Genomic DNA, 21,243 nt, shown 5'->3' on the forward strand with positions numbered 1-21,243 from the left:
GCAACGCCATTACTTTATTGCCCCCTCAAGGATAAGTTTGTCCTTTTCTCCCCGGGTGATGCTCTGCTGATGCAGGCTATCAGCGAGCGTCACGTCATTGACGGCGAAAAACGCCCAGGCCTGCGGTGTATTAGCGAACGTTACCTCATCAAACTGGCTGTCGCGCAGGAAGGAGATACTGGTCGCTTTGGTGTTACGGAAACTGACGTTGGAAAAACGCAGATTCTGGTGGTAGGCATCGCGAGAATAGGTCAGTCCAAATGATTCTGACATTTCGGCTACCGTCATGCCGTCAATCAGGATGCTGTGCTTAGCCGAAGTACCATCGACGGTGACGTCCTGCACCTGAACGTCGCGGAACTGAGCGGGCTCGTCGGCAGGGGTCGTATCATTCACGTCGGCGCTGTATTTGATAGTAAAAACGAACGGCTCTTTGGCGATATCTTTCATCGCATTATGGCGGAACAGCACATCCCTTACGCCACCGCCGTAGTAAGGGCGGCTTTTCATGCGCAGGCCGACATCGGTCATATACATGACGTTATCCTCGGCGCGAACTTTTTCGATCCATGCTCCGGTATGGCTACCGGTCACCACGGCGCCGTGGCCTTTACGGAAATAGTTATTAAAGATCCACGCCCCGCTTTGCGGCTGTTGATGAAAAGTTTCCGCGCCTTTACCAAACCCGGCGGCGAAATTGACGCAATCATCCCCGGTATCAAAGAAGTTGTTGAAAACCAGCGCATTCTGGCTATTGCCGAACTCCACGCCGTCGGCGTTATTGCCGTCAAAGGTCTGGTGAACCAGGCCATTGAGCGTGATATTTTTTGACTCCAGCGCCATTACCCCGTGGAACGCGGGGTTGCGGATTGTCAGCCCGGCAAGATAGAGGTTCTGCACGCCGCGCAGAGTCATCAGGCTGGAGCGGCGATTTTTATAGGCGCTATTGCTTTCGATGCCTTCCGCAATAGCCGTTTCGGTCTGATGCTTTGCCAGAATACCGTCTGCGCCAACTTTATTGGCATTACTGGCCCGGTACTGCGGCAGTTCATTGCCCATTTCATCGATAATTGTGGCCTCGCCGCCGCTTTTGACGCCCCGGGTCCAGCCGTTGCCGTCAATCGTACCTTGACCGACGATGCGAATATTGCGAAACGTCCCGGCCGGAGACTCGCCCTTATCGTCCGCTTCCAGCACGTTAATTAATGATGGCGGGCGACGGGGCTGCGGATGATCGCTGTAGGGATAGAGGTAATAGCCTTTTTCCAGCGGATACTGGGCCGGATCGTCTGAACCCAGCAGGGTGGCGTCAGCCGCAATCTCCAGGGTCATATCGCTGTGCAGGAACAGCGCGCCGCTCTTGAATATGCCGCCGGAAATCAGCACCTTGCAGCCCTGAGGATAGTGCGAGACCGTACAGTTATCGATCGCCTGCTGCAGCGCCTGGGTATTCAGCGTAGTGCCATCACCCTTTGCACCAAAGGTTCTGGCTTCGATGACGTGCGGCGTTTTGCGGGTTTGCGCTTTAACCACCGCGCTGTCCGGAGATTCCTGGCCATCGGCGTAGACCGCGCGCACCGTAAAGGCATATTCCGTATCCGGCTGCAGGTGAGTGACCGTAAAGGTACGCAAATCGATTGGCTGCTGCCAGCCATCGCTGGCAATCCGCTGATAGAAGTTATCAATATAGGGTTTGGCCGGTGAAAAATGGTTTTGATTTTCGCGCGCCAGACCCAGCCGCTCGCCCTGGCGGTAAATCGCGTAGTCCACCACCTGCTGCGTCTCTGATTCCGGCTTTTCCCAAACCAGCACCAGGCTATTTTCATCAGCAGACAGGACGGGAACCATGACGTTCTGCGGCGCGGAGGCGGGCGCTTCCGCCGGGTTATCGCGGCTTACGCCGCTGTCATTACAGCCGCCTGCGAGTCCGGCCAGGGCGATAGTCAGCGCCAGCATAGGGCGTGAAGGTCGAAAGGTATTGCGCATATATTTTCCTTAATGTCATATCTCATGGGAAAACAAAACAATAATTCATTTATAGTGAAATGTTATTTTATATTTGCTTTGGAAAATAAACGCGAGTCAGCTCAATCTTTCAGCAGGTGCTAAACAAATGTGGGTTGGATAAGAGAAACTCGGCCAGAAGTAAACCTCGCTGGCCAGATTTCCTGTTACTGCGCGGCATAATCGAGACGATAGCCGCTGGAGGTCGGTAGCACATGTGCAAATCCCGAGCCGCCAAGATGCATACCGGCGACGAGCAGGTTTTCGCTTGCGGCCCGGGCGAGGAGCGATTCCCGCGTCGCTCTGGCCTGCGCGGGGTCGCTATCAAAAGCGATGGCAGCGGCGGGCCGGGCGGTCTGAACATGCGGAAAATGGACAATATCCCCCCAAATCAGCAGGCTTTGCGGAGCTGAGTCGATGCGAAACCCGCAATGGCCCGGCGTGTGTCCGGGTAGCCAAAGCGGGCGGATACCCGGGACGACCTCTCTCTCATCGAGAAAGCTGAGGCGGTGGGCCCACGCGCCCAGGGTTCGGCGGGCGAGGGCGAAGTTGCGCTGTCCCCGCTCATTTGCCCGATTCAACATACCGTCATCCTGCCAGTACTCCGCTTCCAGAGGATGCAGATGAAGACGGGCGTTGGGAAAGCATGGCGCGCCGTGAGCATCCAACAGGCCGCCAATGTGATCCGGGTGGCCGTGGGTCAGTAGTACGGTATCGATCTCTTCTGCTCCAACCCCCGCCGCTTGCAAACTCGCGGCAAGCGTGCCGCCTCCTGTACCTGCATCGACCAGAATCGTCCTTCCCTGGCCGCGAATAAGATAGGCATTAATGTCGATATCATCCGGCGCAATGATGCCGGCATGGCGCTGGATTTCCAGAGCATCATCGCTATTGATACCGGAAAGCAGCGTCAGGCTGGCGGCCATACTGCCGTCGCTAAGGGCCATCACCTGAAAGTCGCCAATCTGGCGGGAGATAAAAGCGGGATTGCGCATTATGGCCTCTTAACGTGCATCAGGTTGATTATCAAGGGAGCTGAGCAGCTGAGCGCCCATGGTCTCGTAGAGGCGGTATTTTTCCTGTCCCGCAAGCAGCCTGGCCTCCCGACGCGGCAGAATGTAGGCCACGCGCTGCGGCGGATTGTTATCCAGCCCGGCAGCGTGCAGTATGGTCGGCGGATACCCCAGTTCTGCGTCAATGAAGTCCAGCGGCGCCGGGCTGAGTAGCAGAACCTCATCCTGTGAGACCTGCGGAAATACACCGTCGTACCGATACAGGTTGCGGCGCCAGTCGCAAATATGCGCCTGCCAGCGCGAAAAGTTGCCGCCGCCTTTAAGCCGATACTCTTCGCTGGCGATAACGGCTGCATCGGTAATGGTATGAATCGCCAGATAGAGCGGGCTGCGGGAGGAAAGGGCGCGAAAGCGCTGCGAGGCGCGGAAACCGCCGACGGAAACCAGCGCCGGCAGCTTGTGCTGGCTGTAAAACGTATTCCAGCTGGCTTCGCTTTCCGGATCGGCGTAACTGCACTCAACGATATATAGCATGGGCAAGCCTCTGCATGATTGAAGGGTGATATTGACGTTTAATCATCCTACGTGCTGCACTGAGCGGCCTGAAACGATATTATTTCATCCTTCAATGACCTTTTGTCATCAATGTACCGCGTAAACCGGATACCCGTATGCGAAAAAAACTCCCCAGCAGCGCCTCTCTGCAGGCCTTTGAGGCCGCCGCCAGGCACGGTAATTTTGCCCGCGCGGCGGAAGAGCTGTCGCTTACCGAAGGGGCGATAAGTCGGCAAATCGCCCGCCTGGAATCGCTGCTGAACTGCAAACTGTTTGAACGGACGGGAAGCCGGGTGCGGCTGAATCCTAACGGCGCGCGCTATGCGCACCATGTGCGCGAGACGCTGGAGCGGCTGGAACGCGACGCTCAGTATCTGATGGGCGTCGCGGACGGCAGCCGAAGCCTGGAAATCGCCTCCCCCCCGACCTTTGCCAGCCGTTGGCTGATTCCCCGTCTGGGGGATTTTCATCGCCGCTACCCGGACATCATGCTGAACATCGCGGTCAGAACCGAGCCGTTTATTCTTACCGGCAGTGGTTTTGATGCGGCGGTGCACTTTGAGCATCCCGCATGGGCCGGAATGCGCCGGCAATTTCTGTTTGAGGAGCGGCTGGTGCCGGTATGCCATTCTGCGTTGTTCACGGGAGGCGAAGCCTTGAGCCAGTTGAACCTGTTACCGCGCATTCACCGACGGCAAAACCCCGACGCCTGGCCGCGCTATGCTGAAGAGTGTGGGATCGCGCTGGATCATCCGGCGCGGGGCGTGCGCTACGATCTGCATGAGATGGCAATAGCCGCCGCGCTGGCCGGGCAGGGCGTTGCGCTGGTACCGCACGTGTACGTTGAAAAAGAGCTTGAAAACGGGTTGCTGGTTGCGCCCTGGCCTTTGGCTCGCAGCCTGAGCAAGCGCTTTTGTCTGGTTAAACCGCTGGAGCCCGGGATCAATGAATCGGCGCTACAGGCGTTTGAACAGTGGCTACTGGCGCAATAAGGCCCGAACGCGGGCCCTGGTCTCGGTCAGGCGTGGGATAAAAGCGGGAACATCAGCTTATGCGCTTTGAAGATATTTTCTTTTTGTCCGTAGATAAACAGAAGATCTTCGCCTTCAATTTTTTCATACTCACCAACCCGGTTCTCTTTGGGAGTAAAGCCCAGCACGGCCTGATAGGTATTTTCATCGGCGAGCTCATTAATAATGGCCGACAAAGAACGGTCGCTGTCGCAAAAAATATCAAAACAGATCAGCGCCGGTCCGTTTTGCATCGCGATGGCGATAGCCTGATTTTTCTCGGAATAAAAGACGAAGTGCTTCATAAACGCGGAACAGTAAAACATCAATAAACCGAAGTTATTCTGTACGCGCAGCTGCGAAAAGGGATTCGATTTTTCATAATACCGCTGTAATAGCGCGACATCCTCCGGCCGATCCATATCGAGCTTGCGGAAGTCGCCCGCCGCCGGCATTACCGGCAGGATAGCCTGATGCTCCTCGGTGCGCTCGAAGCCGAATTTTGGATAAAAATCAACGGTGTTTGGGTTAGCGAACAGAAAGAAAGCATCGGCTTTATCCTGCCAGTCCGCCAGAATGGCATTCACGAGCTGACCGGCGAGGCCCTTATTACGATGATCGACATCGGTCATCACGGTACCGATTTGAATATAGCGGCGGGGTTCATCCTGCCAGACCAGATCGATAATATTGGCGGAGGCGTTAGCAATCACTTTATTGTTGCTGACGAGGGCGTAGGGAATATAGGCGTCGGTCCAGTATCCTTTGCGGTACCACTCTTTAAAGGAGAGATCGAAGGTTTTAATCGCAAGATCAATGAAGCTATTTCTTAAAACGTCATTGTGCACAATTTGCTTATCTAATTTGTAGTTCATCGTCGACATTCCTTTACGCTGCGGGTGAGGCGCTGTTTTTCGGCCATCTGTTCGGCGGTCCGATCTGTGCCGGGCGACCTAAAAATAGCATATCCCCACGGTTGGGCGACGATTGTCGTGCCTAAGCTTTGCTCAGGTCACACATTCGGCGAAAATAAGGTCAAAAAGGGCAGACTTTCGTCTCCTCAAGGAACATCGCGGTGAATCAAAGGAAAGTCTTTAGCAAATGAAAGTTTGTCACGCTTCGAAAACGGAGAAGAATATATTGCGTTCATGGTCATGACCCCTATCATTAATAGGTAGGGGAAATGTGTTATCATCCCGCCTTTCCCTTTTCGTCCTGGGGCTCTTTTTTATGCAACAACCTGTTGTTCGCGTTGGAGAATGGCTGGTTACTCCCTCTGTTAACCAAATTAGCCGCAAGGGGCGTCAGCTAACTCTCGAACCGCGCTTAATCGATCTTCTGGTTTTCTTTGCCCGCCATCCTGATGAAGTACTGAGTCGGGATGAGCTTATCGACAACGTCTGGACCCGCAACGTTGTGACCAGTCACGTCGTCACGCAAAGCGTTTCTGAGCTACGTAAGTCGCTGAAAGATGGCGACGATAGCAGCATGGAATATATCGCTACCGTTCCTAAACGCGGCTATAAGCTAACGGTGCCGGTGATTTGGTGTACGGAAGAGGGGGAGGAACTGACGCCGGTTATTCCTGCAGAAACGCCGACGGTCGCCGTGGACGCGCCATCGGTTTCCCCGCAGCCTGAGGCGGCTGCGCCAGAGATGGCGCCGGTGGCGAAGCCGGAAAAACGTAAGCGGCTGAGTACCTTTATCGTCTGGGGCCTGTTTTTGCTGGCGCTCGCAAGCTGCGTGGCGCTGGTGGCATTATCCACCCTGGAGTCGCGCCCGCCGGTCACAAAAACCCGCATACTGCTCAACCCGCGGGATGTTGATATCCACCTGCTCAGCGGCAATACCTGTAACAACTGGTCATCGCAGCACTCCTATGCCATCGGCCTGGGGAGCCTGATTACCACCTCGCTGAACACGTTCTCCACCTTTATGGTGCATGATAAAACCAACTACAACATCAATGAGCCGAGCAGTTCCGGAAAAACCCTGACCATCGAGTTCGTCAACCAGCGGCACTATCGCGCGCAGCAGTGCTTTATGTCGGTCAAAGTGGTGGATAATGCCGACGGATCGACGATGATGGACAAGCGTTACTTCGTGACCAGCGACAACCAGCTGTCGATTCAAAACGACCTGCTGAGTAGCCTGTCGGACGCGCTTAAGCAGCCATGGCCGGCGCGAATGCAGGAGATGCTTAAGCAGTATCAGCCGTCGCAAAGTATCGCGCTCACGCATTTCTATCAGGCACATCAGTTATTAATGAACGGAGACGTCGATTCGCTGGGCAAAGCCAGTAGCCTGCTTGCCGATGTGAATAAGCAGTCGCCGGACTTTACCTACGCCTGGGCGGAAAAGGCGCTGGTGGATGTATTACGCCATTCCCAGCAGCCGTTAGATGATAAACAACTGGCCGATCTTTACAGCGAAATAACCCGGGTGGGTAATATGCCGGGGATTAAAGATATGGCAATATTTTATCAAATTAAAACGGTAGACATGCTGGGTAAAGGCAAAGTCGATGAAGCCTACAGCGCGATTAATTCCGGGATTGATCTGGAAATGTCGTGGATGAACTATGTGCTGCTGGGCAAAGTGTACGAAATGAAAGGACAGAACCGGGAAGCTGCCGATGCCTATCTGACGGCGTTTAATTTACGGCCGGGAGAGAATACGTTTTACTGGATTGAAAACGCGGTATTCCAGACCTCCGTAACCCGAGTGGTACCGTATCTCGATAATTTCCTCGCTTCAGAATAAGTAAACCCTCATCACGGCCATGGTTTTGGCCGTGATGAGGTTAAAATTATGTTTCTCATGAGCCGCCAGATTGTTATATCTTATAACCAGTACGGTCCCGCATGTAACACCTTTTCAACACGATTTAGAGTTCACAACTTATTGAAAAATAACTTCATTTATCTTTTCCTGATATCAACGTGTCATCCTGATATGTTGCACGAAAAAGGTCAAAATATCATTTGTCTGATGTTTGCAGTTATTTCACTTTATCTTTAGGACTTATCTCGTACTAATCCGTAATCTTGTTGGCAGTTGGTCGGGTCAATAAAAGGTTCATCATCATGATCTGTACCTCCCAAATAAACTTAGGAGAAAAGCAAACATGAGTTCTGCCAAGAAGATCGGGCTATTTGCCTGTACCGGCGTCGTCGCCGGTAATATGATGGGGAGCGGTATCGCATTATTACCTGCAAACCTCGCTAGCATCGGTGGTATTGCCATCTGGGGTTGGGTGATTTCTATTATTGGCGCGATGTCTCTGGCTTATGTTTATGCCCGACTGGCGACCAAGAACCCGCAGCAGGGCGGCCCTATTGCCTACGCCGGTGAAATATCTCCGGCCTTCGGTTTCCAGACCGGTGTGCTTTATTATCACGCCAACTGGATCGGTAATCTGGCAATCGGCATTACCGCCGTCTCTTATTTATCAACGTTCTTCCCAATTTTAAATAACCCGGTGCCGGCAGGTATTGCCTGTATTGCCATCGTATGGATATTCACCTTCGTGAATATGCTCGGCGGGACCTGGGTTAGCCGCTTGACAACCATTGGCCTGGTGCTGGTACTTATTCCGGTAGTTATGACCGCCGTGGTCGGCTGGCACTGGTTTGATGCCGCAACCTATCAGGCAAACTGGAACACCTCCAGCACTACTGACAGTCATGCGGTAATCAAAAGTATTCTGCTCTGCCTGTGGGCCTTTGTCGGGGTGGAATCCGCCGCCGTCAGTACCGGAATGGTGAAAAACCCGAAACGCACCGTGCCGCTGGCTACCATGCTGGGCACTGCGATGGCCGGTATCGTCTACATCGCAGCGACTCAGGTTATTGCGGGTATGTATCCTGCTTCTCAGATGGCCGCATCCGGTGCGCCGTTTGCAGTGAGCGCCTCCACTATTCTCGGCGGTTGGGCTGCGCCGATGGTTTCCGCCTTCACCGCCTTTGCGTGCCTGACTTCGCTCGGTTCGTGGATGATGCTGGTGGGTCAGGCCGGCGTACGTGCCGCCAATGACGGTAACTTCCCGAAAGTGTATGGCGAAGTCGACAGCAACGGGATCCCGAAAAAAGGCCTGCTGCTGGCCGCGGTGAAAATGACGGCGCTGATGGTACTGATTACCCTGATGAACTCTACCGGCGGCAAAGCTTCTGACCTGTTCGGCGAGTTGACCGGTATCGCGGTACTGCTGACTATGCTGCCTTACTTCTACTCCTGCGTTGACCTGATTCGCTTCGAAGGCATCAATGTACGCAACTTCGTCAGCCTGATTTGCTCCGTACTCGGCTGCGCGTTCTGCTTCATTGCCCTGATGGGGGCAAGCTCCTTCGAACTGGCCGGTACCTTTATCGTCAGCCTGATTATCCTGATGTTCTACGGTCGCAAAATGCACCAGCGCCAGAACAACGACAACTCAGCAGATAGCAACACCGCCAGCGCGCATTAATCAGCAACCCTATTCCTGAGGCTCCTTCCATCACCTGTCACGACGTGGCGGGAGGGGCTTTCTTTATCTGGAGATTTGACTATGAACGTTATCGCAATCATGAATCACATGGGTGTCTACTTCAAAGAAGAACCCATCCGTGAACTGCATCGCGCCCTCGAACGCCTGGACTTCCGTATTGTCTACCCGAACGACCGTGAAGACTTATTAAAACTTATCGAAAACAATGCGCGTCTGTGCGGCGTTATCTTCGACTGGGATAAATACAATCTCGAACTGTGCGAAGACATCAGCAAAATGAACGAATATATGCCGCTGTATGCCTTTGCAAATACTTACTCAACGCTGGACGTCAGTCTCAACGATCTGCGGATGCAGGTTCGCTTCTTCGAATATGCGCTGGGCGCCGCGGAAGACATTGCGAACAAAATCAAACAGAATACTGACGAGTATATCGACACCATTCTGCCGCCGCTGACCAAAGCGCTGTTTAAATACGTACGTGAAGGCAAATATACCTTCTGTACGCCAGGCCATATGGGCGGTACCGCGTTCCAGAAAAGCCCGGTCGGCAGCATCTTCTACGATTTCTTTGGTTCCAATACCATGAAATCCGATATCTCCATTTCGGTATCTGAACTTGGTTCTCTGCTGGACCACAGCGGCCCGCACAAAGAAGCGGAAGAGTACATCGCTCGCGTCTTCAACGCGGAACGCAGCTACATGGTGACGAACGGGACCTCTACCGCTAACAAAATCGTCGGGATGTACTCTGCGCCAGCAGGTAGCACCGTACTGATTGACCGTAACTGCCATAAATCGCTGACCCATCTGATGATGATGAGCGACATTACGCCAATCTACTTCCGCCCGACGCGTAACGCCTACGGTATCCTCGGCGGTATTCCGCAGAGCGAATTCCAGCATGCGACCATCGCGAAGCGCGTAAAAGAAACCCCGAACGCGACCTGGCCGGTGCACGCGGTGATCACCAACTCCACCTATGATGGTCTGCTGTACAACACGGACTACATCAAGAAAACCCTGGATGTGAAATCCATCCACTTTGACTCCGCGTGGGTGCCTTACACCAACTTCTCGCCGATTTATGAAGGCAAATGCGGGATGAGCGGCGGCCGCGTTGAAGGCAAAGTGATTTATGAAACCCAGTCCACGCACAAATTGCTGGCGGCGTTCTCTCAGGCTTCGATGATCCACGTCAAAGGCGACGTTAACGAAGAAACCTTTAACGAAGCCTACATGATGCACACCACAACGTCTCCGCACTACGGCGTGGTGGCTTCTACGGAAACCGCGGCGGCGATGATGAAAGGCAACGCCGGTAAGCGCCTGATCGACGGCTCTATCGAACGTTCTATCAAGTTCCGTAAAGAGATCAAACGTCTGAAAGGCGAGTCCGACGGCTGGTTCTTCGACGTCTGGCAGCCGGAACATATCGATGGTCCTGAATGCTGGCCGCTGCGTTCCGACAGCGCATGGCACGGTTTCAAAAACATCGACAACGAGCACATGTATCTCGACCCGATTAAAGTCACCTTGCTGACCCCGGGGATGAAGAAAGACGGCACCATGGATGAGTTCGGTATTCCGGCCAGCATCGTGGCGAAGTATCTCGACGAGCACGGTATCGTGGTCGAAAAAACCGGCCCGTACAACCTGCTGTTCCTGTTCAGTATCGGTATCGATAAAACCAAAGCGCTGAGCCTGCTGCGCGCGCTGACCGATTTCAAACGCGCGTTCGACCTGAACCTGCGCGTGAAAAACATGCTGCCGTCGCTGTATCGTGAAGATCCTGAATTCTACGAAAACATGCGCGTTCAGGAACTGGCGCAGAACATTCACAAATTGATTGAGCATCACAACCTGCCGGACCTGATGTTCCGCGCGTTCGAAGTGCTGCCGACCATGGTGATCACGCCGTACGCCGCGTTCCAGAAAGAGCTGCACGGTCAGACCGAAGAGGTGTATCTCGAAGAGATGGTGGGTCGCGTTAACGCCAACATGATCCTGCCGTATCCTCCGGGAGTGCCGCTGGTCATGCCGGGTGAAATGATCACCGAAGAGAGCCGTCCGGTGCTGGAGTTCCTGCAGATGCTGTGCGAAATCGGCGCCCACTACCCGGGCTTTGAAACCGATATCCACGGCGCCTATCGTCAGGCGGATGGTCGTTACACCGTTAAAGTGCTGAAAGAAGAAAACAACAAATAATCGATGCACAACAGGGAAGTGGCTTGCCACTTCCCTTTTTTCACGCTGCAAGGAGAACATATGAAAACACCCTCACAGCCGCGCGCGATTTATTACATCGTTGCGATCCAAATCTGGGAATATTTCAGCTTTTACGGCATGCGTGCCTTGCTTATCCTCTATCTCACCCATCAGCTCGGCTTTGATGACAGCCATGCCATCAGCCTGTTCAGCGCTTACGCCTCTCTGGTGTACGTCACTCCTATTCTCGGCGGCTGGCTTGCCGACCGCCTGCTCGGCAACCGCACGGCGGTGATTGCCGGCGCGCTGTTAATGACGCTTGGCCACGTGGTGCTGGGCGTCGAATCCACTTCCACCTGGAGCCTGTATCTCGCGCTGGCGATCATTATCTGCGGCTACGGCTTGTTCAAATCCAACATTAGCTGCCTGCTGGGCGAACTCTATGCCGTTGACGATCGGCGCCGCGATGGCGGTTTCTCGCTGCTGTACGCCGCCGGTAACGTCGGCTCCATCGCCGCGCCCATCGCCTGCGGGCTGGCGGCGCAGTGGTACGGTTGGCATATCGGTTTTGCGCTGGCGGGGATCGGCATGTTTGTCGGCCTGATGATCTTCCTCAGCGGTAGCCGCTACTTCCGTGATACCCGCGGCGTCGATAAACAGGCGCTGCGGACGGTGAAGTTTGTGCTGCCGACCTGGGGCTGGCTGGTGGTGATGCTCTGCGTTGCGCCGGTGTTCTTTACGCTGTTGCTGGAAAATAACTGGTCCGGCTATCTGCTGGCGATAGTTTGCGTGTTCGCCGCCCAGATGGTAGCCCGCATTATGGTCAAATCCCCGGAACATCGCCGCGCGCTGTGGCAGATCGTTCTGCTGATGCTGGCCGGTACCCTGTTCTGGGTTCTGGCGCAGCAGGGCGGGAGCTCGATTAGCCTGTTCATCGACCACTTTGTGAACCGCCGCTTGCTGAATATTGAAGTGCCGACCGCGCTCTTCCAGTCGGTTAACGCCGTGGCGGTGATGGCGGCGGGCGTCGTACTGGCGTGGTTGATGCGTCCGGAAGGTTCCGTTCGCTCGGCGCTGCGCGTATGGCTGAAGTTCGCCTTTGGCCTGGTGCTGATGGGCTGCGGCTTTATGCTGCTGGCGCTTAATGCACGCCACGGCGCGGCGCAAGGGCAGGCATCGATGGGCATGATGGTGGCCGGATTGGCGCTGATGGGCTTTGCCGAACTGTTTATTGACCCGGTGGCGATGGCGCAGATCACCCGCCTCAATATGCCCGGCGTTACCGGCATGCTGACCGGCATTTATATGCTGGCGACCGGCGCGGTCGCTAACTGGCTGGCGGGCGTCGTCGCCCAGCAGACCACCGAGTCGCAAATCAGCGATACGGCAATTGCCGCGTATCAGCACTTCTTTGCGCAGATGGGCGAATGGACGCTGGGCTGCGTGGCGATCATTGTCGTCGTCGCCTTCGCCGCCGCGTTCAGCGTTGGCAAACGCCGCGCGGCCGCCGGTGAGCTTCCCGGAGGCGGCGCCTAGCCTTCGGCTGGCGATAGATGCGGCTTTGCGGGAAATCTCCCCCCGGTCGCGCTGCGCTTACCGGGGCGACAAAATTGTGCTGCCTGGTAGCCCGGCTAAGGCGTTTACGCCGCGAGCCGGGGATCGGCAATCTCAACAGCGGAGCGACAAGCCGCTCCTTGCACCCTTTACTGAACAGGAGGAGGATATTCTGGCGAGCGCGGAAGCCGAAGATAAAAAAGTATTACTGAAGCGATGGCTGAGTGAAATCAGCCGGAATTGAAGCCAGGCTCCTGAAGATTGTTCTTTGGTGTCGTCACCGGGACAGGCCGCGCTGGATAGCACCTGGTTCAATTATCGAAGCAAGTTTGCAAGCAGGGTTATGAGGAACCAACATGTCAGAACAACAAGCACAAGGTGCCGATGAGGCAATTGACCTTAATAATGAACTGAAAACCCGTCGTGAAAAACTGGCCGCGCTGCGCGAGCAGGGCGTGGCGTTCCCGAACGATTTTCGCCGTGACCACACTTCTGACCAGCTTCATGCGGAGTTCGATGGTAAGGAAAACGACGAGCTCACCTCTCTGAACGTCGAGGTCTCCGTGGCTGGCCGCATGATGACTCGCCGCATTATGGGTAAAGCCTCTTTCGTCACTTTACAGGACGTCGGCGGCCGCATTCAGCTGTACGTCGCGCGCGACGATCTGGCGGAAGGCGTCTACAACGAACAGTTTAAGAAATGGGATCTCGGCGACATCATCGCCGCCCGCGGCAAGCTGTTTAAAACCCAGACCGGCGAACTCTCCATTCACTGTACCGAGCTGCGCCTGCTGACCAAGGCATTGCGCCCGCTGCCGGACAAGTTTCACGGCCTGCAGGATCAGGAAGCGCGCTATCGTCAGCGTTATCTGGATCTGATTTCCAATGAAGAGTCGCGCCACACCTTCAAAGTGCGTTCGCAGATCCTCGCCACCATGCGTCAGTTCATGGTCGCGCGCGGCTTTATGGAAGTGGAAACCCCGATGATGCAGGTGATCCCCGGCGGCGCTTCCGCGCGTCCGTTTATCACCCATCATAATGCGCTCGATCTGGATATGTATCTGCGCATCGCGCCGGAGCTGTATTTGAAACGGCTGGTGGTCGGCGGCTTTGAACGGGTATTCGAGATCAACCGTAACTTCCGTAACGAAGGTATTTCTTTACGTCATAACCCAGAGTTCACCATGATGGAACTCTATATGGCGTATGCGGATTATAAAGATCTGATCGAACTGACCGAGTCTCTGTTCCGCACGCTGGCGCAGACCGTGCTGGGTAAAACCGAAGTGCCGTACGGCGACCAGGTGTTCGACTTCGGCAAGCCGTTTGAAAAACTGACCATGCGCGAAGCGATCAAGAAATACCGTCCGGAAACCGAGATGGCGGATCTGGATAACTTCGATGCGGCAAAAGCGCTGGCGGAATCCATCGGTATTCACGTTGAGAAGAGCTGGGGACTGGGGCGTATCGTCACCGAAATTTTCGATGAAGTCGCGGAAGCGCATCTGATCCAGCCGACCTTTATCACCGAGTATCCGGCGGAGGTTTCGCCGCTGGCGCGCCGTAACGACGTGAACCCGGAAATCACCGACCGCTTCGAGTTCTTTATCGGTGGGCGTGAAATAGGCAACGGCTTTAGCGAGCTTAACGATGCGGAAGATCAGGCGCAGCGTTTCCAGGATCAGGTCAACGCCAAAGCGGCGGGGGATGACGAAGCGATGTTCTATGACGAAGACTACGTCACCGCGCTGGAATATGGCCTGCCGCCGACCGCTGGCCTGGGCATTGGTATCGACCGCATGGTGATGCTGTTTACCAACAGCCATACCATCCGCGACGTGATCCTGTTCCCGGCAATGCGCCCGCAGAAGTGATTGCGTGGCGTGAAAGCAAAACCCCGGCCTGCCGGGGTTTTTTAGCACTTACAAAGCGACTTTCATCCTGCACTCGCATTTCATCAAGAGCTAACCCGCTGCCTTACAGCAGGTTATAAGGAAGCAGGATTGCGATTAGGAAACCTATCGCAGCGATCTCCGAGGCTGTATTACGTACGAAATTTCCCCCTTTTCTGATGAACAGGCATAGCGATTTTTTAAAATACCGCTCCGGATTTTAAACCTTAAATACGTGACTCTATTTAGAAGTAGCTTACTCCATGCATCTTATATGCTATAACAGCGCGCATAAAAAACATAAGGTGTTAATTAAATGAAAAAAATAAAGCTAATTGTTGGCAGCGTGATCTGTGCAAGTTATTTATTAGCGTCAGTGTTATCAATGGCAAGTGATAAAATAAACAGTAATGCCGTCCATTTTGATAAAGGCAGCAGCGGTACGATAATAAAAAGTACCGTGACCGGGAACGATATCAATGATTTTACGCTGATGGCGAAAGCGGGCCAGATGATGCATATCAGCATGACGAGCCCGTGGCCGCATCCTTATTTTAATGTTATCGCGCCTGATAATAATGCCATTTATAACGGTTCAATGAGCGGAGATACCTTTGAGCAGCGTCTGGCCGTCAGCGGTCAATATACGGTGCGGGTCTATCAGATGGGCGGCGCGCGTGATGAAGGTAAAACCAGCGGTTATGCGCTGACGTTTAAAATCACCGACTAATATTGGGCGGCTGTCTGTTCAGGCTGTCCCGGGGGCGGCGCGTTGCGCCTGTCCGGGCTACCGGTCCGCAGACGGCAATGAACCCGTAGCCCGGCAAGGCGCGTTGAGCGCCGCCCCCGGGAGCAGAGTACAGAGTGTTGCAGAACGGACCTGTTCCCGGCTTAAAGCCCTTCGGTCACGATTTTTGCCGCTGCGGCTAACACCTCTTTGCGGTTTTTCGCATCCTGCTGCGGCTGGGTAAAGTAGGTGACTAATACCAGCGGAGCGTGATTTTCCGGCCAGATAACCGCAATATCATTGGTGGTGCCGTAATCTCCGGCGCCGGTTTTATCGCCGACCACCCAGCTTTCAGGCAGGCCCGCGCGAATGCTTTGCCCGCCGGTGGTATTGCCTTTCAGCCAGGTGACTAACTGGGCGCGTTGCTGTTCGCCCAGCGCATTGCCAAGCGTCAGCTTGCGCAGGCTTTCAGCCATCGCCAGCGGCGTGCTGGTATCACGCTCATCGCCCGGGATGGCGGTATTCAGCGTGGGCTCCGTACGATCGAGACGAAAGGTGGCATCGCCGATACTGCGGGCGAAGGCGGTGACTTTTTCCGGCCCGCCAAGGTAGCCGATGATCAGATTCATCGCCGTATTGTCGCTATATTGCAGCGTCGCCGCGCTTAGCTCAGCCAGCGTCATTCCGCTCTGGAGATGTTTTTCGGTAATCGGACTCCAGACCACCAAATCGGCTGCGTTAATCTCCAGCCTTTTATTTACCACCTCTTTATTGCTTTCGCTCTGTTTTAATACCGCGGCGGCGGCCATCACTTTACTGGTGCTGCACATGGCAAAACGCTCGTCGCCGCGATATAAGATTTGAGAATTATCTGCCGTGTTGATTAGCGCCACGCCCAACCTGCCGCCTGAACGCTTCTCGAGATCTGTCAGCTTCTGATGGATAGCATCGGTACTGGCCCACAGTGCGCCGCTCGCCAGCAGCAGCGGAACGGCGGCGGCTAGCATTGCAATTTTACGCCACGAACTTTTTATCATTTCTGATTCCTTGAGAGTGATAAGTCGCAGCGGACTATCTGCGACTCCCGCTATTTTGACAAGCAATTTATTGATGATGGAATTCCATCATCAATTCGATATTTGTCCTTCCAGCGCCTGCTTATAGTGTCTCGCCAGACCCATAAAAATAAGGAGCCGCTATGTTCCCGTCACAGTTACCAAAACCGCGCCATCCTGCCGCTGCGGCGATCCCCTCGCTGCGCTGGGCCATTATTGGCCCCGGCTGGATTGCCGAGCGCTTTGTGAAATCGTTAAAAGAGCTCAGCCGCCAGCGGGTGGTTGCCGTCTCCTCGCGGACGCAACAAAAGGCCGACAGCTTTGCCGCCCGCTGGGGGATCCCGCAGGCTTACGCTCAGGTGGATGAAATGCTGGCGCGGCCGGAGATTGATGCGGTTTACGTTGCCACCCCGCATAACCACCACTTCCCGGACGGGCTGCGGGTTCTGCAGGCGGGCAAACATGTACTGATTGAAAAGCCGTTTGCGCTGAACCGGCGGGAAGGCGCGGCGCTAAAAGCAGAAGCCCTGAAACAGGGGAAGCTGGCGATGGAGGCGATGTGGTGCGATTACGCACCGAAATATGACGTGATTCGCCAGCTGCTGGATGACGGCGTGCTGGGCGATCTGCATACGCTGCTCGCCGATCACGGTGAATATTTTACTCCGGATCATCGCATTTTTAATGCCGATCTTGCCGGTGGACCGATGATGGATCTCGGCAGCTATCTGACCTCATTCAGCGTGATGGTCGGCGGCGTGCCGCAGGACATTGTCGCCCGCGGGCGCCCCGCCCAAAGGGGCATCAATGGGCAAATTTCGATGCTGTTTAACTGGGAAAACGGCTTACAGGGATTGCTCAACACCACGCTATTCAGCAATACGCCGGGCGGCGCGGTGGTGGCCGGGCGCGACGCGACCCTGGTCCTTGACGGGCAATTCTATGCGCCGGGGAATTTTACCCTCGCCGCCAGCCAGGGGGGACAGGTACTGCGCTGGGAAGAGCCGCGTAACCGCTACGACCAGCTGTTTTATCAGGCCGAACATTTTGCCTGGTGCGTGGGGCAAGGGCTCACGGATTCGCCGATTCGCCCGCTGACCAGAGTTCTGGAAAACCTGAGCGTCATGGATGAAGTGCGGCGGCAGATTGGCGTAATATTTAACGAGGAGCGTTAACGGCGCGCCGTTGCCCCGTATGCCGACCGCATACGGGGCTTTTTTACGCCAGCGGTTCGACGCTGACAAATTGCCCTTGCTGCAGGGAAAGCACGGCGGCTTCGGCGATAGCCTGCGCCCGCAGCCCGTCCAGCAGCCCCGGCAGGTCCGGCTCCTCTTCTCCGCCTGGCGAGCGGACAAAAGCATCCAGATGCGCGTAGTACGACTCCTCGACGCGGCTGAACCAGTCCGGATAGAGGCCGGGCTGAATGCAGCGCGCTCCCTGCCACAGCGTCACGCCGCGCGAGGCCTGACTGCCGGACTCCAGCACGCCCTCCGGGCCGAGCAGGCTGATACGTTCATCGTAGCCGTGGCCGGTGCGCCGGGTGTTGTCCAGCTGCGCCAGCGCGCCGCCGCGCATCCGCAGCATGAGAATGGAGGTATCGACATCGCCGATCCCGGCGAGCTCCGGCAGCGCCAGCGCCTCTCCCATGGCGGCAACCGTTGTCACTTCATCGCCGGTAAGAAAACGCAGCAGATCGAAAAAGTGGATTGCCTGGTCGCGCATCTGGCCGCCGGAGCTGCGCAGATACGCCAGCGGCGGCATAACCGATGCCCGGCACACCATCTGCACCAGTTCAATTTTACCGATAACGCCAGCCTCGACCTGGCGACGCAGCTGCTGGTGGCTGGCGTCAAAGCGGCGGTTAAAGCCCACGGTCACCGGCACGCCGAGCGGCAAAACCCTGTCGACAACCTGGCGCGCGCGGGTCAGCGAAAGGTCGATCGGTTTTTCGCAGTAAACGGCCTTCCCGGCGCGCGCGGCGGCCTCCAGCAGTTCCGCATGTGAAGGGGTCGAGCTGGCGATGAGCACCGCATCAATGGCATCGCTACTGATGGCCTCGGCGACGGTTGTTGCCCGCGCGCCGTAGCGGGAGGCCAGCGTTTTCGCCCGCTCGGGCTCGGCGTCCGCCACCATGGCCAGAACGGTTCGCTCATGGCGAGCGAGGTTGGCGGCGTGAACCTGGCCTATAAAACCGCTGCCTAATAACGCAAAACGAATGCAGGTCATTTTGTTCTCCAGAAAGAGGGATTTAGCGTTGCCAAATTAATCTGTTTGCTACACTGACCAACACGGGCGTTTTGATGGATTTCCATCATGGGTGAGGGGAACGATGAAAAGCATTTCACTGGCGGCGCTGGCTAAACGGATCGGCGTGGGCGTGGCGACGGTTGACCGGGTGCTTAACGAACGCGGCGGCGTGTCGCCGGAAACCACGCGCCGGGTGCTGCAGGCGGCGCGTGAAGCCGGTTTAAAGCGTATTTTGCCGGAAGAACGTCGTCTGCCCTGGCAAATCGAAGTGTTCCTGAGCGCTAACGACTCGCGCTTTTTCTCTCGCCTGACGCAGGATTTCGCCGACGTGGCGGATAGCCTTGGCTATCGCCGACTGACGCTGCACCGCACGCTGGTGGCGGAATCCTCCCCGGAAAAACTGGCGAAAAGCCTTCTTCGCAGCAGTAAAAAGCGCCATGCGATAATTGTCTTCGGCAACGAACATCCGCTGGTCTACGAAGCCCTGCGCCAGTGTCGCGAAGCAAACGTACCGGTAATTACGCTGGTCACCGACCTGCCCGGCGCGCAGAGGCTTTGCCACGTGGGAATCGATCAGCAGCAGGCGGGACGTACCGCGGGCATGATGATGGGGCTGATGGCCCATCAGCCCGGGGAAGTGTTGATGCTCAGCGGTCGTCAGGATTTCAGCGCCCACCGCTCGCGGATTCAGGGATTTCGCGAGGTGATAAGCCAGCGCTTTCCGCATCTGCAGCTTGGTGAGGTGCTGGCGGGTGAGGATAACCGGCAGCGGATCGACCGTTTGCTGGAAGAAGCTCTGAACCGTAACCGCGACGCGGTGGGCATCTACAATACCGGTCTGGGCAATAGTCTGGTGGCGCAGGCGCTGGCCCGCCATCGCCGTTATGGTAAGTGCTGTTGGGTTACTCATGAACGCTATAGCACCACCCGCGAACAGCTGGCGCAGGGTGGGATGGCGTTGACGGTCGATCAAAATCCTCATCAGCATGCCAGGCTGGCGGTGGAGCTGGCCCTGCGCCACCTGGAAACCGGCTATCAGCCCCATCTCTTTCGTGACGGCAAGGTCGAGTTTATCCTCTATAGCGCTGAAAACGTCGACTGAGCGCCCGCGGCCTGCCGGGCGACATCCCTTTTTACACCGTATCTCCTGTCCCGTTTTAAACCGCTGCCGCTATCGCCGCGCCGGGCGGCAAACCGTCGCCTGCCTCTCATTTTTTGCGCATTTATGCGTCAATGTTAGATGTGTGTCAAAGTTCTGTTAACACGCAGTTTTAAAATTTTCATTTCGGTTATTTACTTATAAACGTTTCATATGTGTTGTTAATGAAATAAACGGTCTGTAATTTTCACCTCGTTATAAATGGACTGATGTTTCAGAAAATCATTTTAAAACAACTGAATTTTGTGATGGCGGTCGGCATTAAAAAATGACGTAGCGCGAAGCCTGTTTTTCCGAAACGCTGAAAAAGCAGGCGCTTAATGCACAATTAATGAAACTAATTTTTCATTTTACCTTACCTAACCGATGTACCTGTGAATAAAGGATCAACTATGAATATCAAGAAAACGGTTGTTGCCTCTTTGATAGCCTGCATGCTGCCAGCGGTCGTGATGGCGAAAGATATTTCGGTCGGTGTTTCTATGGCGCTTTTTGATGACAACTTCCTGACCATTCTGCGCACCGCCATGCAAAAAGAGATGCAAAAAGAGGGCGTGAAGTCACAGATGGAAGATGCGAAGGGCGACGTCTCGCAGCAGCTACAGCAGGTGCAGAATTTTATTGGCCAGGGCGTCGACGCCATTATCGTTAACCCGGTCGATACCAACGCGGTCAAACCGATTATGGACCAGGCGACCAAAGCGGGCATTCCGCTGATCTTCGTTAACCGTCGTCCGCAGGCGCAGCTGACCGATAAAATGGCCTACGTCGGCTCCGACTCCGTGCTGGCGGGGCGCTTACAGATGGAAGCGCTAGCCAAAGCGATGAACGGCAAGGGCAACGTAGCCATTCTGCTCGGCGACCTGGCGAATGAATCGACCCGCGACCGGACCAAAGGGGTCGAAGAGGTGGTGGCGAAATACCCCGATATCAAAATCGTGCAGAAGCAGACCGCCAAATTTATGCGTAACGACGCCGTTGACGTAGTCAGCAACTGGATGACCAGCGGCGAAGACATTCAGGCGATCGCCTCCAATAACGATGAAATGGCCATCGGCGCGCTGCAGGCGCTGGGGAAAAACCCCAACCATATCCTGATTGCCGGGGTGGACGGAACGCCAGATGCCCTGCAAATGCTTAAAAACGGCAAGATGATCGCCACGATTTTCCAGGATGCCAAAGGGCAGGGCGAAGGCGCGGTAGATGCCGCTATTAAGCTGGCCAATGGCGAAAAAGTGGAAAAGGTCATCGACGTCCCTTACCAGCTGATCACCAAAGACAACATGGCTGAATTCATCAATCGCAACCAGAAATAGTCATTCAGGGTACGGAG

The 21,243-nt window shown here is 55.3% G+C and carries 16 protein-coding genes; 10 read left to right on the top strand and 6 right to left on the bottom strand.

All coding sequences use genetic code 11. The features are described from left to right. Nucleotides 1–9 precede the first annotated feature (9 nt). From ABLV12_RS17305 to ABLV12_RS17315, 3 genes are all read right to left on the bottom strand, one after another. On the bottom strand, nucleotides 10–1,986 hold the full coding sequence (locus ABLV12_RS17305) for a glycoside hydrolase family 28 protein (RefSeq protein ID WP_160885750.1): 1,977 nt from the start codon (nucleotides 1,984–1,986) through the stop codon (nucleotides 10–12). Nucleotides 1,987–2,171: 185 nt separating this feature from the next. Further along, nucleotides 2,172–2,999, bottom strand: coding sequence for an MBL fold metallo-hydrolase (locus tag ABLV12_RS17310; RefSeq protein ID WP_064396925.1), 828 nt, complete (start codon nucleotides 2,997–2,999; stop codon nucleotides 2,172–2,174). Between the two features lie 9 nt (nucleotides 3,000–3,008). Then, nucleotides 3,009–3,551: a hypothetical protein gene (locus tag ABLV12_RS17315; RefSeq protein ID WP_032727901.1), complete on the bottom strand. Its 543-nt coding sequence runs from the start codon at nucleotides 3,549–3,551 to the stop codon at nucleotides 3,009–3,011. Between the two features lie 137 nt (nucleotides 3,552–3,688). On the opposite strand from ABLV12_RS17315, the gene ABLV12_RS17320 reads away from it, so the two are divergent. Then, nucleotides 3,689–4,564, top strand: coding sequence for a LysR substrate-binding domain-containing protein (locus ABLV12_RS17320; RefSeq protein WP_064396921.1), 876 nt, complete (start codon nucleotides 3,689–3,691; stop codon nucleotides 4,562–4,564). Between the two features lie 26 nt (nucleotides 4,565–4,590). On the opposite strand, the gene ABLV12_RS17325 is transcribed toward ABLV12_RS17320, so the two are convergent. Continuing rightward, a complete protein-coding gene (locus ABLV12_RS17325) occupies nucleotides 4,591–5,457 on the bottom strand; it encodes a GNAT family N-acetyltransferase (RefSeq protein ID WP_049593431.1) in 867 nt (288 codons plus the stop codon). Nucleotides 5,458–5,812: 355 nt separating this feature from the next. Here ABLV12_RS17325 and cadC point away from each other — a divergent pair, with 355 nt between their 5' ends. From cadC to ABLV12_RS17355, 6 genes are all read left to right on the top strand, one after another. Further along, nucleotides 5,813–7,345: a lysine decarboxylation/transport transcriptional activator CadC gene (gene cadC / locus ABLV12_RS17330; RefSeq protein ID WP_016808755.1), complete on the top strand. Its 1,533-nt coding sequence runs from the start codon at nucleotides 5,813–5,815 to the stop codon at nucleotides 7,343–7,345. A gap of 364 nt (nucleotides 7,346–7,709) precedes the next feature. Then, complete coding sequence (gene cadB / locus ABLV12_RS17335; protein WP_004099844.1) at nucleotides 7,710–9,047, top strand: cadaverine/lysine antiporter; 1,338 nt, start codon at nucleotides 7,710–7,712, stop codon at nucleotides 9,045–9,047. Nucleotides 9,048–9,128: 81 nt separating this feature from the next. Next, nucleotides 9,129–11,276: a lysine decarboxylase CadA gene (gene cadA / locus ABLV12_RS17340; RefSeq protein WP_004099846.1), complete on the top strand. Its 2,148-nt coding sequence runs from the start codon at nucleotides 9,129–9,131 to the stop codon at nucleotides 11,274–11,276. Between the two features lie 60 nt (nucleotides 11,277–11,336). Beyond that, nucleotides 11,337–12,812, top strand: coding sequence for a dipeptide permease DtpD (gene dtpD, locus ABLV12_RS17345; RefSeq protein WP_004099848.1), 1,476 nt, complete (start codon nucleotides 11,337–11,339; stop codon nucleotides 12,810–12,812). Nucleotides 12,813–13,186: 374 nt separating this feature from the next. Further along, nucleotides 13,187–14,704 carry a lysine--tRNA ligase gene (gene lysS / locus ABLV12_RS17350; protein ID WP_348867186.1) on the top strand — a complete coding sequence of 506 codons (1,518 nt, stop codon included), beginning with the start codon at nucleotides 13,187–13,189 and terminating at the stop codon, nucleotides 14,702–14,704. A gap of 334 nt (nucleotides 14,705–15,038) precedes the next feature. Next, a complete protein-coding gene (locus ABLV12_RS17355; protein WP_064396917.1) occupies nucleotides 15,039–15,452 on the top strand; it encodes a hypothetical protein in 414 nt (137 codons plus the stop codon). Nucleotides 15,453–15,613: 161 nt separating this feature from the next. Here the strand turns inward: ABLV12_RS17355 and ABLV12_RS17360 are convergent, their stop codons facing one another. Next, on the bottom strand, nucleotides 15,614–16,486 hold the full coding sequence (locus tag ABLV12_RS17360) for an extended-spectrum class A beta-lactamase OXY-2-18 (protein WP_064396914.1): 873 nt from the start codon (nucleotides 16,484–16,486) through the stop codon (nucleotides 15,614–15,616). A gap of 161 nt (nucleotides 16,487–16,647) precedes the next feature. On the opposite strand from ABLV12_RS17360, the gene ABLV12_RS17365 reads away from it, so the two are divergent. Beyond that, complete coding sequence (locus tag ABLV12_RS17365; RefSeq protein ID WP_064396912.1) at nucleotides 16,648–17,679, top strand: Gfo/Idh/MocA family oxidoreductase; 1,032 nt, start codon at nucleotides 16,648–16,650, stop codon at nucleotides 17,677–17,679. Between the two features lie 43 nt (nucleotides 17,680–17,722). Here ABLV12_RS17365 and ABLV12_RS17370 read toward each other — a convergent pair whose 3' ends face one another. After that, nucleotides 17,723–18,730, bottom strand: a complete 1,008-nt coding sequence (locus ABLV12_RS17370) for a Gfo/Idh/MocA family oxidoreductase (protein WP_064396909.1) — start codon at nucleotides 18,728–18,730, stop codon at nucleotides 17,723–17,725. A gap of 103 nt (nucleotides 18,731–18,833) precedes the next feature. On the opposite strand from ABLV12_RS17370, the gene ABLV12_RS17375 reads away from it, so the two are divergent. Next, nucleotides 18,834–19,853, top strand: coding sequence for a LacI family DNA-binding transcriptional regulator (locus ABLV12_RS17375; RefSeq protein WP_160885764.1), 1,020 nt, complete (start codon nucleotides 18,834–18,836; stop codon nucleotides 19,851–19,853). A 449-nt stretch (nucleotides 19,854–20,302) separates the two neighbouring features. Then, nucleotides 20,303–21,226 carry a sugar ABC transporter substrate-binding protein gene (locus ABLV12_RS17380; RefSeq protein ID WP_004099858.1) on the top strand — a complete coding sequence of 308 codons (924 nt, stop codon included), beginning with the start codon at nucleotides 20,303–20,305 and terminating at the stop codon, nucleotides 21,224–21,226. Nucleotides 21,227–21,243 lie beyond the last annotated feature (17 nt).

Origin of the sequence: Klebsiella sp. CN_Kp100 (genome assembly GCF_040065315.1) — a bacterium.
Lineage (GTDB): Bacteria > Pseudomonadota > Gammaproteobacteria > Enterobacterales > Enterobacteriaceae > Klebsiella > Klebsiella oxytoca.